The organism is Flavobacterium pygoscelis (assembly GCF_023162025.1).
Lineage (GTDB): Bacteria > Bacteroidota > Bacteroidia > Flavobacteriales > Flavobacteriaceae > Flavobacterium > Flavobacterium pygoscelis.
Window position 1 is genome coordinate 14,404 of the sequence record NZ_JALNUB010000013.1, and the last position, 13,315, is coordinate 27,718.

The 13,315-nt window shown below is 36.8% G+C and carries 19 protein-coding genes; 11 read left to right on the top strand and 8 right to left on the bottom strand.

From position 1 onward, the window contains the following. The first annotated feature begins 8 nt into the window (after positions 1-8). The 3 genes from MW871_RS14970 (at position 9) to MW871_RS14980 (ending at position 1,620) form a co-directional block, all read left to right on the top strand. The gene (locus MW871_RS14970) at positions 9-812 is read left to right on the top strand and encodes a hypothetical protein (protein WP_248429222.1); all 804 of its coding nucleotides are present in this window, start codon (positions 9-11) and stop codon (positions 810-812) included. Between the two features lie 2 nt (positions 813-814). Then, positions 815-1,291 carry a hypothetical protein gene (locus MW871_RS14975; RefSeq protein ID WP_248429223.1) on the top strand — a complete coding sequence of 159 codons (477 nt, stop codon included), beginning with the start codon at positions 815-817 and terminating at the stop codon, positions 1,289-1,291. An 83-nt stretch (positions 1,292-1,374) separates the two neighbouring features. Further along, positions 1,375-1,620: a hypothetical protein gene (locus MW871_RS14980; protein WP_282454613.1), complete on the top strand. Its 246-nt coding sequence runs from the start codon at positions 1,375-1,377 to the stop codon at positions 1,618-1,620. Here the strand turns inward: MW871_RS14980 and MW871_RS14985 are convergent. Further along, on the bottom strand, positions 1,617-2,069 hold the full coding sequence (locus MW871_RS14985; protein ID WP_248429224.1) for a hypothetical protein: 453 nt from the start codon (positions 2,067-2,069) through the stop codon (positions 1,617-1,619). The genes MW871_RS14980 and MW871_RS14985 overlap by 4 nt on opposite strands. Next, positions 2,066-2,614, bottom strand: coding sequence for a phage virion morphogenesis family protein (locus tag MW871_RS14990; protein WP_248429225.1), 549 nt, complete (start codon positions 2,612-2,614; stop codon positions 2,066-2,068). Before MW871_RS14990 ends, MW871_RS14985 begins: the two co-directional genes overlap by 4 nt. Before the next feature lie 53 nt (positions 2,615-2,667). Here MW871_RS14990 and MW871_RS14995 point away from each other — a divergent pair, with 53 nt between their 5' ends. After that, the gene (locus MW871_RS14995) at positions 2,668-2,946 is read left to right on the top strand and encodes a hypothetical protein (RefSeq protein WP_248429226.1); all 279 of its coding nucleotides are present in this window, start codon (positions 2,668-2,670) and stop codon (positions 2,944-2,946) included. Here the strand turns inward: MW871_RS14995 and MW871_RS15000 are convergent. From MW871_RS15000 to MW871_RS15025, 6 genes are read right to left on the bottom strand one after another with little or no spacing between them, the layout of a single operon-like run. Next, a complete protein-coding gene (locus tag MW871_RS15000; RefSeq protein WP_248429228.1) occupies positions 2,939-4,429 on the bottom strand; it encodes a phage head morphogenesis protein in 1,491 nt (496 codons plus the stop codon). The genes MW871_RS14995 and MW871_RS15000 overlap by 8 nt on opposite strands. Positions 4,430-4,482: 53 nt before the next feature. Beyond that, a complete protein-coding gene (locus MW871_RS15005) occupies positions 4,483-5,691 on the bottom strand; it encodes a phage portal protein family protein (RefSeq protein WP_248429229.1) in 1,209 nt (402 codons plus the stop codon). Beyond that, entirely contained in the window at positions 5,691-6,119 is a 429-nt protein-coding gene (locus MW871_RS15010; protein WP_248429230.1) for a phage protein Gp36 family protein, read from the bottom strand. The genes MW871_RS15005 and MW871_RS15010 overlap by 1 nt, the downstream gene beginning before the upstream one ends. 1 nt (position 6,120) lies before the next feature. Continuing rightward, positions 6,121-6,276, bottom strand: a complete 156-nt coding sequence (locus tag MW871_RS15015) for a hypothetical protein (RefSeq protein ID WP_248429231.1) — start codon at positions 6,274-6,276, stop codon at positions 6,121-6,123. A gap of 4 nt (positions 6,277-6,280) precedes the next feature. Further along, positions 6,281-7,810 (bottom strand): hypothetical protein, encoded by a 1,530-nt coding sequence (locus tag MW871_RS15020; protein WP_248429232.1) that lies wholly within the window; start codon positions 7,808-7,810, stop codon positions 6,281-6,283. Positions 7,811-7,814: 4 nt separating this feature from the next. Further along, positions 7,815-8,252 (bottom strand): terminase gpP N-terminus-related DNA-binding protein, encoded by a 438-nt coding sequence (locus MW871_RS15025; protein WP_248429233.1) that lies wholly within the window; start codon positions 8,250-8,252, stop codon positions 7,815-7,817. A gap of 183 nt (positions 8,253-8,435) precedes the next feature. Here MW871_RS15025 and MW871_RS15030 point away from each other — a divergent pair, with 183 nt between their 5' ends. From MW871_RS15030 to MW871_RS15060, 7 genes are read left to right on the top strand one after another with little or no spacing between them, the layout of a single operon-like run. Further along, positions 8,436-9,383 carry an HK97 family phage prohead protease gene (locus MW871_RS15030; protein WP_248429235.1) on the top strand — a complete coding sequence of 316 codons (948 nt, stop codon included), beginning with the start codon at positions 8,436-8,438 and terminating at the stop codon, positions 9,381-9,383. A gap of 11 nt (positions 9,384-9,394) precedes the next feature. Next, entirely contained in the window at positions 9,395-10,309 is a 915-nt protein-coding gene (locus tag MW871_RS15035) for a phage major capsid protein (protein WP_248429236.1), read from the top strand. Between the two features lie 52 nt (positions 10,310-10,361). Continuing rightward, positions 10,362-10,670, top strand: coding sequence for a hypothetical protein (locus MW871_RS15040; RefSeq protein ID WP_248429237.1), 309 nt, complete (start codon positions 10,362-10,364; stop codon positions 10,668-10,670). Next, complete coding sequence (locus MW871_RS15045) at positions 10,670-11,125, top strand: CHAP domain-containing protein (protein ID WP_248429239.1); 456 nt, start codon at positions 10,670-10,672, stop codon at positions 11,123-11,125. The genes MW871_RS15040 and MW871_RS15045 overlap by 1 nt, the downstream gene beginning before the upstream one ends. 5 nt (positions 11,126-11,130) lie before the next feature. Further along, positions 11,131-11,598: a hypothetical protein gene (locus MW871_RS15050; RefSeq protein WP_248429240.1), complete on the top strand. Its 468-nt coding sequence runs from the start codon at positions 11,131-11,133 to the stop codon at positions 11,596-11,598. Positions 11,599-11,603: 5 nt separating this feature from the next. Further along, a complete protein-coding gene (locus MW871_RS15055; RefSeq protein ID WP_248429241.1) occupies positions 11,604-12,083 on the top strand; it encodes a FliH/SctL family protein in 480 nt (159 codons plus the stop codon). A 1-nt stretch (position 12,084) separates the two neighbouring features. Further along, on the top strand, positions 12,085-13,314 hold the full coding sequence (locus MW871_RS15060) for a DUF2586 family protein (RefSeq protein ID WP_248429247.1): 1,230 nt from the start codon (positions 12,085-12,087) through the stop codon (positions 13,312-13,314). Position 13,315 lies beyond the last annotated feature (1 nt).

Below are 13,315 nucleotides of genomic sequence, written 5' to 3' on the forward strand. Positions count from 1 at the left end.
TATATTTTATGACATTTTTTGACTTTTTAAAAGACCTCAACGATACAGCTAAAGAAAGATTAAAAACACCTATTTCTGGCGCTTTTATATTTTCCTTTGCCATATACAATTGGAGACCGATTGCACAATTATTTTTATCAACTAATTCCATAGAAGACCGAATAGAAATAATTAATGTTGAGTATTGTAATTGGTCTGCAATAATTGTTCCGATTGTAATGGCTCTTATATACACGCTAATTGTGCCAGCTATTATGATTATGATTGATTGGATCCTAGTGCCAATTAAAAAAAACCGAATCACTAGAATCTATGTTTCTAAAGAATTCCTTACTGAAAAAAAAATAAAATATGCTTCGCAAGAATTTAAGTTAAAGAGCGTAGAGACAGGTAATAAACAAATTGAGGAGTTTCAGATGAAAATAAAAACTTTAGAAGAAAGTCTAAAGCAAATGAATAATTCATATAATAATACTATAAGTGAATTGAACGAAAGACTAAGTCAATCCAATTTACTAAATGTTAATTACTTAGAAGAAGTGAATTTTCTTAAAACCAATAAAGAAAGTGAGGAATCTGATTCATATATTATCAAGACAATACCAAAGAAAATTAAAGAACAGTTTTTAAGAATTAATTATTCGAGAACTGATGGTGAAATTGATTTTTCTAATCATGATGTATCTGAAAGTTTAATAAAATATCTCATTGCATACAATCTTGTTAAAAAGCATAACGAAGATGGTAAATTTTATATAACCACAAAAGGAGTTAATCTCTTTCATCACTTAAATATGGTAAATAATTTGTAACTATGAAAAAAATAATATCGATTATATTGTTAATAATTGGCTTTTTTGCACAAGCACAATTTACACCAGGGCAATTAAAAGAACTCACACAGAAACAAGCTACCGCATTGTCTAATGAGATCGCAAACAATTCAAAGTCACCATTAGTTTTTGTAGAAGCTAAAGAAAACACAAAAGGTGATTACTACGTTATGAACTTTGGTACAGGAGAAAACATGCTAAAAGTAGTATTTAATGTTTTTTATAAAGGGGAAAATAAAGCACTCGAAATTAAAGGCGAAAAAATCTATAGATTTTATCAAGCTTTTGGCACTTACTTAGATTTGTTTCCAACTTGGAAGAAGATATTTAAGCCTGAAGCAGAATTAGAAAAAACGGTAGATGATTTTAATTCTCAGGAATTAATTGATAAATCAGACAAAGTAAATTTCAAATTTAAAGGTGAGGGAAAACAATGGAGTATTACAAATTGGTCATAATAAAACAAACCATGCAATCAGCGTGGTTTTTTTATGCTTAAAACTCAACTTGCACCATATAACAAATTTGCATATTTTTGACTATGCAAATTACTAACCAAGCTATCGGGATTCAAAACAATAAGCTTAAGCGTTATAAGCTCATTATGGATTTGTATAATTTGCACAAAACAGAAGACATTCCTGATGCGGTTGTTTTAAGAAAATACATTTACCCAGTTTACCCAATTTCTAGAACTACTTTACACACCATCCTTACTACTCCAGTCAACAAACAAATTGCCGAACTGGAAGTTGTTAAAAACAATCAGCTCCGATTTGCAATTTAAACATTGTGAACGCCTAGGTTATAAATGACTTGGTATTGTTGTATGCCGTCGTCACGCTTCACTCTTCTAAAACTCCTGCGTATTAATGCACCAGTGTTTAAATCGGGTTTAAACCCGTGAATGACTTTGTGCGCCTCTTCCATTAATCCCGACAACAACCACGCAACCTCTTTTTGACCTAATGGTGCTTTACCGCTAGAGTTGGTTATTTTTAAGTTGGCAAAAATCAAAGTAATGCTTCCTGTTGCCTGTTGGCGGTTCTGCGGTGTTGCGCTTTTATCAATTCCTATCTCGCTATAATCAGCGCCCGAAAAATCAATTAAACAACACGGCCACTTCACGGGCGCATGTGGTCCATAATCGTCTAGTTGTCCCCAATCTTCATCTACATAGTTTATTCCGGGTATTGCTTGTATTTTGTTCTGTATGCTTAAAAGTATTTCTTTCATGGGTTAAATTTTTTAATTAGTTCCTGGTTAAACAATTCCATATTGTCGTCAATAACTCCTTTTACAATTTTTACAACTTGCGGATGATCGCCCACCATTTGCCTTTTCTCAACTTTTATTTTTTGCCCTATTTTCATCAAAGCGAGTCCTTTCCATTTTGAAGCTTCAGCGGTAAGTTTCACATTTTTTTTGCTGTTGCTTTCGCCTCCGTTGGCTTTTGTGGTAATGACTCCAGTCGCTTTGTAATACATCGCCCAAAAGTATTTTTTCATTTGAGCCGTGACCGTGATCTCACCACCTTCGTTGTGGATAGATGCATAAGGCAACGAACTGCTAAATAAAATCATCCCATCTCGAACATTGTATTTTATCGAACGGCGTAAATTCCCAGAGCGATTCATAACAGAGCCGCGAGAGTTATTAATTTTTGGAGAAGCCCATTTCTCTGTAAAAAAGGCTTTGCGCTCAAAATTTCGGTCGAATTCGTCCGAAAGTTCAACGGCTAAATCTTGGGTGATTTTTTTTTCTAAGTCGTTAATATCCATTTTATTTGATATAATGTATTGTTATTCAAAATACTTATATTAATTTTGTTGTTATGATAACCATATTTGACTATAGCCCAACACCTCAAGAACTAAACGACATTCGTTTTGATTCTTTTTCGTTGTGCTTAAAATTTGGTATTGAAACTTCAAAAGAATTAACTCCTGAACTTTATAAAGAGTTAGTTTCTCAGGACAATGCCTACTACGACTTAGCATCTTTGTTTGAGTTTAGAGGCGATCAAGAAAAAGCAGATCAGTTTTGGAATAAACTTCCAAAAGAAACTCGCCTCAACGGACTGGGCTATGATTGTGCTGATATTGCTATTTAGCATTTGCAATAAAATACTCGTTTACCTTACTACCAATACTGCTATAGTCGCTCATTAAATGAGGCATAAAATCTTTTACTGCTTGTTTTTCATCAATACCGTACGTTTTTAGTTTTGCTCTAAAGTCGTTTATCCAACCTTGGTATCCATATCCTTTTTCTAATATTTCTGTTTGGTGAATTGCTTCGCCCCCAAGCTTTTTTATAAAGTCTGGATAAGTATGACGCGCACAAAATTGGTTTACTGTCTCCATATTTTTAATACCAACAGGAGACAACTTTCTTGGTGCTGTTTGCGTTTTTGCGTGCAATATTTCGTGCCATAAAGACTCAAAAGAATACTCCTGGTTAAAAGTCATTTTCTTTCCGCTTTTAATAGCTGCCAAACCACCTTTAAACTCTTCTAAAGGATTAAACTTTATGCTTGAAAATTCGTGACTGCTCATAGTAATTTTAGAACCGCCAACCCATTTGCCAGTTTTATCACTATAAGACATACTGTGCTGCATCATGTAAGACCGTGATTTTAATATTTTTATATCGTCTAAGCCGTTTCTAAAGTCTTCAGGAGATAGTTTTGCATAGCTCATTAAAATATTCTTTATCTCCTTATTAGTCGGCTCATCACCTTTAATAAAATCCGCGATATTAATACTATCCTGTTTTTTCAACTCCTTTCTAACTTTGTCCGCTCCCGCAACTTTGGTGTATGGATGCGTTGGAGGAAAAACAACTTTTTGCGCACCTGGATTAAATCTAAAAATCGCTAGTTTGTTTTTTCCGTCCTTACCAATTTGTGAGGTTGCCGTTTCTGCCTTCGTAATTGATTTTGCACTATCGCTTACTTCATACTTTCCTTTGCGCACTTGTACAGCATTACAACGACAACGCCAACCGTTTGGCGGGTAATAGGACAACCAAAAAGCATCATCACTTGGTAATGTCACATCTCTTAATGCATCATGAGAGTCACGCACACGATCATCACCTGCAGTGCGATATTGCAAGTCGTAATCGTTGCTGATATTCGCCCAATTTCCTGCGGATTGCGAAGACGAAACCGCAAATTGATATTCTGCCTCTAGGTAGTTCTGGTTGTAGTTTTCTTTGATGCTTTCCACATCTTTAGAAAATGCCGAAAAGGATTTTATTTTGCCGTTCTCTGTCAAAAGTAATTGTGACGCTTCCGCCAATTGCGCATTCGTTTTTAATCCAGAAAAGATAAAGGTGTCTTCTTTTAAACTTTTTAACATTGCTTCAGGAATGTCATTGTCGGAAATAGCACCGTTTAAAATTCCGCTAGTTTCTTTGATTAAATCTTTATACGCTTTAGTGTTCCCTATATCCTCAGGTTTGTAATTGCCTTTTTTATGCAACTGTTTAAATGCTTTTTCAACACTGTTTAAGATGCCTTTAAATTTGTCTTTATCAAAAGCTAAAGTTTGGTTTTGTGTTTTACAATCGTCACAATCACAATCATACAAAAACGATAATCGACTATTTAAAGCCCCAAAATATTGGTTGTAATATTTGGGGCTTAAACGAAAAAATCCCCTCCCAATGATAGTTTAGTTGGTTCTGGACTGGTAACTTGTTTTGCTTTTACAATTTTCAATCCAAAAGTGCTGTTCATCCACTCTACATCCATTTCATAGCTAGTCATCGAGTCCTTAACCATTGTCCATAACTGTGCAATGTCCTCCGTTTCGGGATAAGAAAAAACGCAGTCACCAGACAATACGCCAATATTTATTAATGCAGGGATAACCTTTGTGTTCCAGTACTGCTCAATCAATGACAAGTCGGCATCAACCAAAGTTTGCAAGGTGTCTTGCATTGTTTTTTCTTTGGAGTTGGAACCGTTCACAGTATCTTGACCCATAACCGCACCTGAAATTAACATGGAGATTTCGTTGTTACAAAATGTCATTAACTTTTGGTACACATCACCGTTAGCATTGGAAGCTTGCGCCCATTCAAATTTTTCGCTTTCATCAATAATGAACCAAGCGGCCGCACCCATATCTTTCATCATGCGTTCTGCTCTTCGCAACATCGCTACGTTTTGGGTGTCGGTTTTCATTACTCTTGGCGGTATTCCCGCAATCTCACATAATTCAGACCAGCAACTTTGTGCAAATCTTTTAAACAATACGTGTGGTACGGCGCTGTTTAGCAGTCCTAATTCTTTAGGATTACCAAACTCTAATATCCAAGTGCCATATTCTGCCATTTCGCGATACGCAACAAACTTGTCAGCGTTATAATCGGGGTAAAATAAACCCTCACGAGGTTCGATGTTTTGGCGATCAATCAACGTGCATTGCAAGTCTTGTGCTTCACCTTCACCAATCCAGTTGAATTCAATCACAGAATGGCCGTGTGTAATTGAACCAATAATAGCTTTGTTCACCTCATTTACCCAAATTTTATTTTGAAGCAATGCCGTGAGCTCTTCATTTTCTTTTCCGCTTTTGTCGGAAATAGTAAAGGACGTAGCTAATGATTTTAATATTCGATTACCCAGTTGAGAACTCAATAAGCCATCAATAGAAATCTCATCATACAGATTGTATAATAAATGGCGTTTGGGTTTTTCGGCTTTGCGCGCCATTGTCAAAGCGGTATTCCAAGAACCAATATCTTGACGCACGCGTGACATTGATTTTTGAAGTATTTGATTAACTAACTTTGTATTGTCTAATGCACCTGCTTTTGCGGGAGCTGTTTTTTTTTGTACTGCCATTATATATCGTGTATAAATTTAACTCTTGAACCATAGCCAAAAGTGTCTGTTTCGTCGCTAGAGTCTGCAATTGGTATAATCGGTAAGGAATCGAGTGTTACAGTTCCTTTTGATAACTTAACAAGCCATGCAACGGCTCTGTCGTAGCGTTCTTTAGCTTGTTCATAAATCACATCTGCATTACACAGTTCTACAATGTACCATTTGGCCACGGTGATAGTATGTGTTAAAATCAAAGCATTTCTTTGCGCTCCTGTTGTTGCAAAAATGGCAGGAACATTATATAAAGAAGCCCCTGACAAATAACCACCTACCTCTTGAATTGCTGCGCCAATAGCTTGCAGTACTAAGTCGTCATTGCCTTCGGTGATTTGATCTACTTGATAACCGTAAATGGCGCTTCCTAAATCTTCTTTTGCTAAAAACATACTAATGTTGTTTGATGATTTTTTGAATGATCTTAACCCAATGTTTCGGGCTAGAGCTAATTTTATTTAAAGGACCTACACCTTCATAAATTTGATGTTGCATATAAATTGGAAACCCTAAAACATCCACGCCTATTTGATAGCTTATTACTCTCATATTTTTAAAATTTTCTATTGTTAACTGCTCCAAAAGAATACCCGCCTTCCATTTGCACGGTTTTGTTTTCTAAAATCCAAACACCACCTTCTAACATATCGGGTCCGTCCATCATTTTGGCTTTTTCCGAAACGCCTAACATTTGATCTTCCATAACTCGCATGTCAGGATCATTCTTTTCGGCAATGTTGAAAATCAAATTACCCAATCGGTTCTTTGGTTCTAGCGTTCCTTCGATACGGAAATACTTGTCTGTTTTCTTTCGAGCATCTGCAGTAATTGGTAAATGCAGTATTCCGCCACCTTGCTTTTTAATCTCAGGCAAAATCACCTGTTCATAATGTGGTGCCTGCAGCGAGTTGTTTTCGATATAAATTCTTTTAACATCAACTTCGTGAGCGGCTAAATAACTATAAGCTTCATACAGGTAACTCACAAACTTGGAGTTGTTGGTTTGCTTGATCCATACTTTGTACAGATAGTATTTAGTGCCTTTTTTACCTATTACGCCCACTGATTTATAAGAAGCTTGTTTGTTGACGCCACGGTCTTTATTGGAGGTCGATGGATCGGCATACACCAACACATTGTCGCACGATTTCAACGGCGGGCATTTGTCGTATTTTAACTCTTGAAAAACATCACCCGAACTTTGTGGATTGTTGAAATATTCTTTTTGAGCTGAGCTCCAAGAAATCGTTTTTAAAACACGATCAATATTTGCTTCACTATTTTTGGCTGGCCAAGTGCTTTTTCCTTCTTTATCTCGAATGTTAACGATGTCGTGAATGTCTGCTAGTTTTGCCATTTCGGTAACACAACAATACTTCGCAATAATATTTCCGCATATCATAATTTGCAAATCACTTGAAATAGAGCGTGTAGGAATCAACGCCTCCATTATCCATTTTACTTTTTGTTTAATACGTTCTGGGTTTCGACATTCCTCATCGGTGTCAATGTCGTCAATGTTGATTTTGTCAGGTCGCTTTTCATCTTTACGGGTACCACGTGGACTTTGTCCCGCCCCGAGAGCTCTAAAGCTAACACCTTTACGAGTTGTGAATTCCCCTGCCTCCCAATTACCAATACTTTCTTGTACTCCATAGTCGTTAATAATTCGGTTGTTAGCTTCTAAAATCGATTTGTATGGTAGCAACAACCTACAAGCGTTGTCATAAGTACTTGATATTTCAAGAAAATTTGACTTTCTACCTGTCATTGCCATATATAAATCTTCCATCATTGTACGTCCAGACTTCGACAGCTCTCTAGCCCAGCTCCTAACTTCAAACCATTCAAGATTTGCCAAAACGCGTTTAGTTGCCTTAATGTGGAATGGTGCGGGTTCTGAAGTATAGAAGTTTGGAAAATAGTATTTAAACCATTGTTCCGGGTTTTTCTCTAGTTTGGCAATACGATTGTTTTTATCAACTACACTTTCGGTTAAGTCAATAGGTGTAGCCTTTCGGGTATTGTCCCGAAATTGCTGCCATTGTTCAAAATACTTTTTATCCTCTGCTTTAGTAGCCATACTGTTATTTCATTTTTGCAGTGATGAAAACATCAAACAGATTCGTAATTGTTTTCGCTAGTTCTAAATCTTGCGGGCGTACAAATTCAATGAAGTTTCGAGCCACTTCTACAGTATCACCAATTGAGGTTTCAGTTTCTAGTCGGTTAATTGCTGCGGTAAGTTTTATAATGGTGTCGGCTTCCTTATTTACAGCCACTTTAAAATCTCGGTCTGCTATATCCGTATTCAAGAAATCAAGTTGATCGTATAAAAAAGCGAGCTGGTTTTGCTTGGTGGTCAGCAATGATTTTTTCAAACTATCCCACTTGTCTTTTTTAATCCAGGACGCAATGGTTTTTTCGGTCACAAACACCCGTTCTGCAATTTCCTTTTGCGTCAATCCGCCTCCTATATATAAAGATTTTGCAAACTCTTTTTCTTGCTTTTTTAGTAACGCCATAATCGTGATTTTATACGCAAAGTTGCCGTAATAATCAACGTTAAAAAAAATACTGTTCAGTAGCTTTAAAGAGTTGTTAAGTCAATAAACACAAGTGTTAAGCGGTTTAACACTTTTTTTTTTGCTACTCAAAAACAACTAATCTTTGCCATCACTATAAGACATAACTAAAAAAAATTACACATGCCAAAACCTTTTGTTTTTAACGATGAGAACCAAGCCAACAGCTACGGATTTAGAATCCTAACTGCAGGTATTAGTTTGAAGCGTTTCAAAAACAATCCAGTAATGCTAGATCAGCACTATAATTCTACAAGTGCCGTATTGGGGCTTTGGGAAAATATGACGGTTGACAAAACACTTTTACTTGGAGAGCCTGTTTTTGATGTAGAAGACGAAGCCGCCTTGAGAATATCAGGTAAGGTAGAGCGCAATATTATCAAGTCCTGTTCCATGGGAATCACGTTCAAGCGTGAAGACTTAAAGATCATCGGTGAGGAATTGATAATGACAAAGTGTGAGCTATATGAATGCTCCATTGTTGCAGTTCCTTCCAATGCTAATTCTATCAGACTATACGCTGATGGTGGCGAATTATTAAAGGATGAAGATGTGAAACAGTTGTGTTTGTCGCTACAACCTGAAGAAATACAAGAAATCGAATTAAACCTAGAAAACGATATGAAAAAGATCACATTAACACTTGCTGTCCTTACAGCATTAAGTTTTGATAAAGCAACCCCTGAAGTGGATGTTGATGCCGTAGAAGCCGCGGTACTTAAATTATCAAATGATAACGCAACGCTGACTGCAAAACTGTTGACGTTGGAAAATGAAAAAGAAAAAGCGCAAGAATTGGCCATTGAAACAATGGTGTCGCTTGCTATTACTGCAGGAAAGATTCCCGCTACCAAAAAAGCGGATTTTGTAGCACTAGCTGTTGCCAATTTCGAATTAGCAAAAAGCACCTTAGAAGGTATTCCCACAAAAGTGACATTGGCGGGAGGTATTGTTCCGGTTGTTCCTGGTGCGGTTGCAAGTGTAGATGAGTTTGAAAAGTTGTCACACGAAGCAAAATTAAGCTTCAAAGCAACAAATCCAGAGGGTTACAAAAAATTGTTTAATCTATAAATTAAAATATTATGCCAGCAGCATTTCCAGAAATGTGGGAGAACAGAGTGCGAACTTTACTCCAAGATGAGCAATTAGCTCCGTGGTTAGATGGTATTCCTGAAATCGACACTCAAGTTCTTGAGGTTGGTTCTGGATCTGCCTCTGAATCAAATATTATCCATATTCCTATTACAACTTTTAGACCAGGTGTATTAATCAATAATACAACTTATCCAATCGCTTTAGTGGCTTATGATGATACAAGTATGACTATTCAGTTAGACAAATATCAAACGAAGGTTACAACCTTGACCGATGATCAAGTGATGGGTTCAAGCTATCCACAAATAGATTCAGTAACAAAATCACATCGTGATGACATTACCGAATCAAAATTTGCTAAAGCAATTCACGCTATTGCACCACAAGTTGCAGTTGCAGGAAAAACTTTTGTAATTCAATGTACTGGTGACGAGGTTACACCAGGTGGTAGACGTAAAATGCTTTGGAAAGATTTAGTTGCTGCAAGAAAAGCAATGAATGATGCCAAATGTAAAAAAAGAGGTAGAAGAATTGTGTTGTCTGATGATCACGTTACAGATTTATTAGAAGATAATTCTAATAAATATGCAGATAAACTTGCAGATTATTTATCAGGCGAGATTAAAGGAATGTTAGCAGGTTTTCAAGTTTTTGAAAATGTTGACAATCCAATGTATACTGCTTTAGGTGCAAAGAAAGCTTTTGGTTCTGTTCCATCAGGAACGGATAGATCAGCATCGGTTATTTTCCACCCAGAAAATATTGTTAAGAAAACGGGACTTACAAAACAGTATATGTCAGATTCCGAAAGCGATCCAGAAGGACAAACAAATAAATATGCTCTTAGACATTATTTCATTGCTGTTCCTGTGATGGATAGATACTCAGGCGTAATTATTTAGTATAAATAGAATGGCTCTCATTTCTTGAGAGCCATTTTTTAAAAATCAATTGATGTTAGAATCCTTACTATTTCCCGCAATCGCTTCTTTTTTAACTGCGCTAGGAATGAAAATCCTAGAATGGAATAAAGACAAAGCCACAACCAAATCGACCGAAATTGATAACGAAATCAAGTCGGCTACTTTTTATCAAACCCTTTTGGATGATATGAGTAAGCGATTGGAGGAGTCTATTATTGCTATTGAAAAAAGGGATGTTAGGATCAAGGAAAGAGATGAAAGGATTGAACACCTGATTGATGAAATGGAACTCCTTACGGGTGAATTAAGAAAATACAAACAACTTAACGGTAAAACGTAATGAGCCTATTATCAGAAGCAATTATAAAAAAAGCGATTACTCAATTAGGAGTGAAAGAAATTCCGAAAGGAAGCAATGCAGGTCCTGAAGTTGAGATCTATCTAAAAAGTGTTGGACTCGGAAAAGGATATGCCTGGTGTATGGCATTTGTTTATTGGGTAGTAAACGAATCGGCTATTAAAACAGCGATTAAAAACCCTTTAAAGAAAACAGCCAGTGTATTAGATCAATACAATTCACGACCACTATTAGTTCAAAAAATACCGCAATCGGGTGATATTTTTATTATGGATTTTGGCAAAGGAATAGGTCACACAGGATTTGTTGAAAAAGTAGTAGGTACACAAATCTACACGATTGAAGGCAACACCAATGCAGATGGTAGCCGTGAAGGTTATGCCGTTTGCCGACGAAAAAGAGAAATTAAAACCATTAAAGCATTTTTAAGAGTATGAAAAAATTGAAACTCATATTTTGTTGTTTGTTCGTTCTCCTCACAATGGTTAGTTGCGGAAGTAGCAAACCCATTGTGTTGCAGAATGAAACTACAAAAACAAGAATTGAAACGGTACACGATACTGTTTTTAAAATCGAAAAGGACTCTAGTTCTATTGCAGCATTGTTAGAATGCCAAAATGGAAAAGTCATTTTAAAAAAAATTGTCCAGAGCGAATCAGGGAGTAAATTAAAAATCCCAAAGATTCGCCTCGCGGACAACTTGCTCCGAGTCGATTGTGAAGCGGAAGCGCAAAAGTTATTTGCTCAATATAAAAATACATTCGAGAGCGAAAACAAAATTACACAGTCGCCCCCAATTGAAGTGAATAAACTCACTTTTTTGCAAGTATTACAAATTTATATGTTTTGGGTCTATAGCCTAATCGCTGTAATCATTGCCGGTTGGGTATTTATAAAATCTAAACTTTAATTATTATGAAAAGTAAGTATTTCAAAACAAGTGATGGAACTGAGTTCTTCACAGAAACAAACGCAATTAATCACGCTCGCACATTAATAGACAAAACGGTAACGCCTCCAAGTGTTGACGTTGAAGAAATCGAAGTTCAAGAGGTCGAAACCATAAATGGTAAAGTAACGACTGAAGAGGGAACCGATGAAGGAACCGATGAAGGAACCGACGAAGGAACCGACGAAGGAACTGATGAAGGAATCGACGAAGGAAAGGACGAAGGAACTGATGAAGGAATCGACGAAGGAACTGACGAAGGAAACGACGAAGGAACCGAGAAAGGAACTGGAGAAGAGCTTCCAAAGATAAATTTAAGCAGATTCAACAAAGCACAATTAATCGCATTTGCTGCGGATAATGAACTTGTAGTTGATGAAACGGCTACTAATCCCGTAATCCTTGCTTCTATTGAAGCGCAACTAACTGAAAAAAACCAAGCGTAATATGTTACCAGGAATCAATATAGAATTTCAAAACGGTCAGTTAGGTCAAGTAGTTGATCTTCCAGATGGCACAGCGGGATTGCTTGCGAGCGCAACCGCTGTTGGAATTACCTTTTTGCTCAACACACCGTACCAAATAAAAAGTATGGTTGATGTTGCGGCATTAGGAATTATTCCAGACGTAAACAATCACGTGCTGTATAAAACTTTGAAAGAGTTTTATGCTGAAGCAGGCGAAGGTACAGAGTTGTGGTTGATGGGCTTTGCAAAAACAACTAAAGTAAGCGACTGGTTTACGCTGGATGTTTTGACAGGAAAAGCACCTGCAGAAAAGTTGTTAGATAGTGCCAACGGAAAGATTAGAATGTTGTTTACAGCATTTTCGCCTTCTGGAGCTTATACGGTGACTTTGGCGGGAAGCATTGACGCTGATGTAATGATCGCTACTAATCTAGCACAACAACTGGCTGTAAATTATACGGCTAATAAATATGCACCATTCTTTACCATTATAGAAGGTTATGCCTTTGATGGTGATAAAGTTACCTTAACGGAATTGAGCACAGCAAGTTTCAATCGTGTAATGATCGCTTTGGGTGATACCGAAAAGCGCACAGGAACATCAGCTTCAAAAGGTGCTGCAGTTGGAATCATTGCAGGACGTTTTGCGAAAATTTCAGTCCATGTAAATATTGGAAAAGTACGTGACGGTGCGCTGTCTAACTTGGTGGCCTATATTTTAGACACACCTGCAGAACAATACGATGTTGAAGCTTTGCACGATAAAGGGTATGTGACTTTTAGACAACACACAGGAAAGTCCGGTTACTTTTTTACCGATGATCCTTTGGCTTGCGAAATTCAAGACGATTATCACTATGCATCAAGACGTAGAGTAATTGACAAGGCGTATCGCTTGGCTTACACCGCTTGTTTAGAATTCCTTTTGGATGATAACACAGTGAACAACGACGGCACACTTTCGCCTATTTATGCAGGAATTATTGAAAATGAAGTCGAGAGCTTGATTTTTAAACAAATGACTGCAAACGGTGAACTTTCGTATGACTCTGGTGATGCCAAAGATAGAGGTGTGATTTGTAAGATGGACTTAACAAATAATGTTACTTCTACTTCAAAATTGAAGTTTTCTAAACTTCAAGTAAAAACGAAAGGTACGAACAGATGGATTGACGTCCCTCTGGGATTTGTGCCAGTAACTTCTAATTAAT

Excerpts from the sequence above, each read along its gene's own strand:
- MW871_RS15055 (WP_248429241.1), top strand. The coding sequence starts at position 11,604 with ATGAAAAGTAAGTATTTCAAAACAAGTGATGGAACTGAGTTCTTCACA.
- MW871_RS15020 (WP_248429232.1), bottom strand. The coding sequence starts at position 7,810 with ATGGCTACTAAAGCAGAGGATAAAAAGTATTTTGAACAATGGCAGCAA.
- MW871_RS15040 (WP_248429237.1), top strand. The coding sequence starts at position 10,362 with ATGTTAGAATCCTTACTATTTCCCGCAATCGCTTCTTTTTTAACTGCG.
- MW871_RS14995 (WP_248429226.1), top strand. The coding sequence starts at position 2,668 with ATGATAACCATATTTGACTATAGCCCAACACCTCAAGAACTAAACGAC.
- MW871_RS15030 (WP_248429235.1), top strand. The coding sequence starts at position 8,436 with ATGCCAAAACCTTTTGTTTTTAACGATGAGAACCAAGCCAACAGCTAC.
- MW871_RS14975 (WP_248429223.1), top strand. The coding sequence starts at position 815 with ATGAAAAAAATAATATCGATTATATTGTTAATAATTGGCTTTTTTGCA.
- MW871_RS14990 (WP_248429225.1), bottom strand. The coding sequence starts at position 2,614 with ATGGATATTAACGACTTAGAAAAAAAAATCACCCAAGATTTAGCCGTT.
- MW871_RS15005 (WP_248429229.1), bottom strand. The coding sequence starts at position 5,691 with ATGGCAGTACAAAAAAAAACAGCTCCCGCAAAAGCAGGTGCATTAGAC.
- MW871_RS15035 (WP_248429236.1), top strand. The coding sequence starts at position 9,395 with ATGCCAGCAGCATTTCCAGAAATGTGGGAGAACAGAGTGCGAACTTTA.
- MW871_RS15045 (WP_248429239.1), top strand. The coding sequence starts at position 10,670 with ATGAGCCTATTATCAGAAGCAATTATAAAAAAAGCGATTACTCAATTA.
- MW871_RS14970 (WP_248429222.1), top strand. The coding sequence starts at position 9 with ATGACATTTTTTGACTTTTTAAAAGACCTCAACGATACAGCTAAAGAA.
- MW871_RS15010 (WP_248429230.1), bottom strand. The coding sequence starts at position 6,119 with ATGTTTTTAGCAAAAGAAGATTTAGGAAGCGCCATTTACGGTTATCAA.
- MW871_RS14985 (WP_248429224.1), bottom strand. The coding sequence starts at position 2,069 with ATGAAAGAAATACTTTTAAGCATACAGAACAAAATACAAGCAATACCC.
- MW871_RS15025 (WP_248429233.1), bottom strand. The coding sequence starts at position 8,252 with ATGGCGTTACTAAAAAAGCAAGAAAAAGAGTTTGCAAAATCTTTATAT.
- MW871_RS15060 (WP_248429247.1), top strand. The coding sequence starts at position 12,085 with ATGTTACCAGGAATCAATATAGAATTTCAAAACGGTCAGTTAGGTCAA.
- MW871_RS14980 (WP_282454613.1), top strand. The coding sequence starts at position 1,375 with ATGCAAATTACTAACCAAGCTATCGGGATTCAAAACAATAAGCTTAAG.
- MW871_RS15015 (WP_248429231.1), bottom strand. The coding sequence starts at position 6,276 with ATGAGAGTAATAAGCTATCAAATAGGCGTGGATGTTTTAGGGTTTCCA.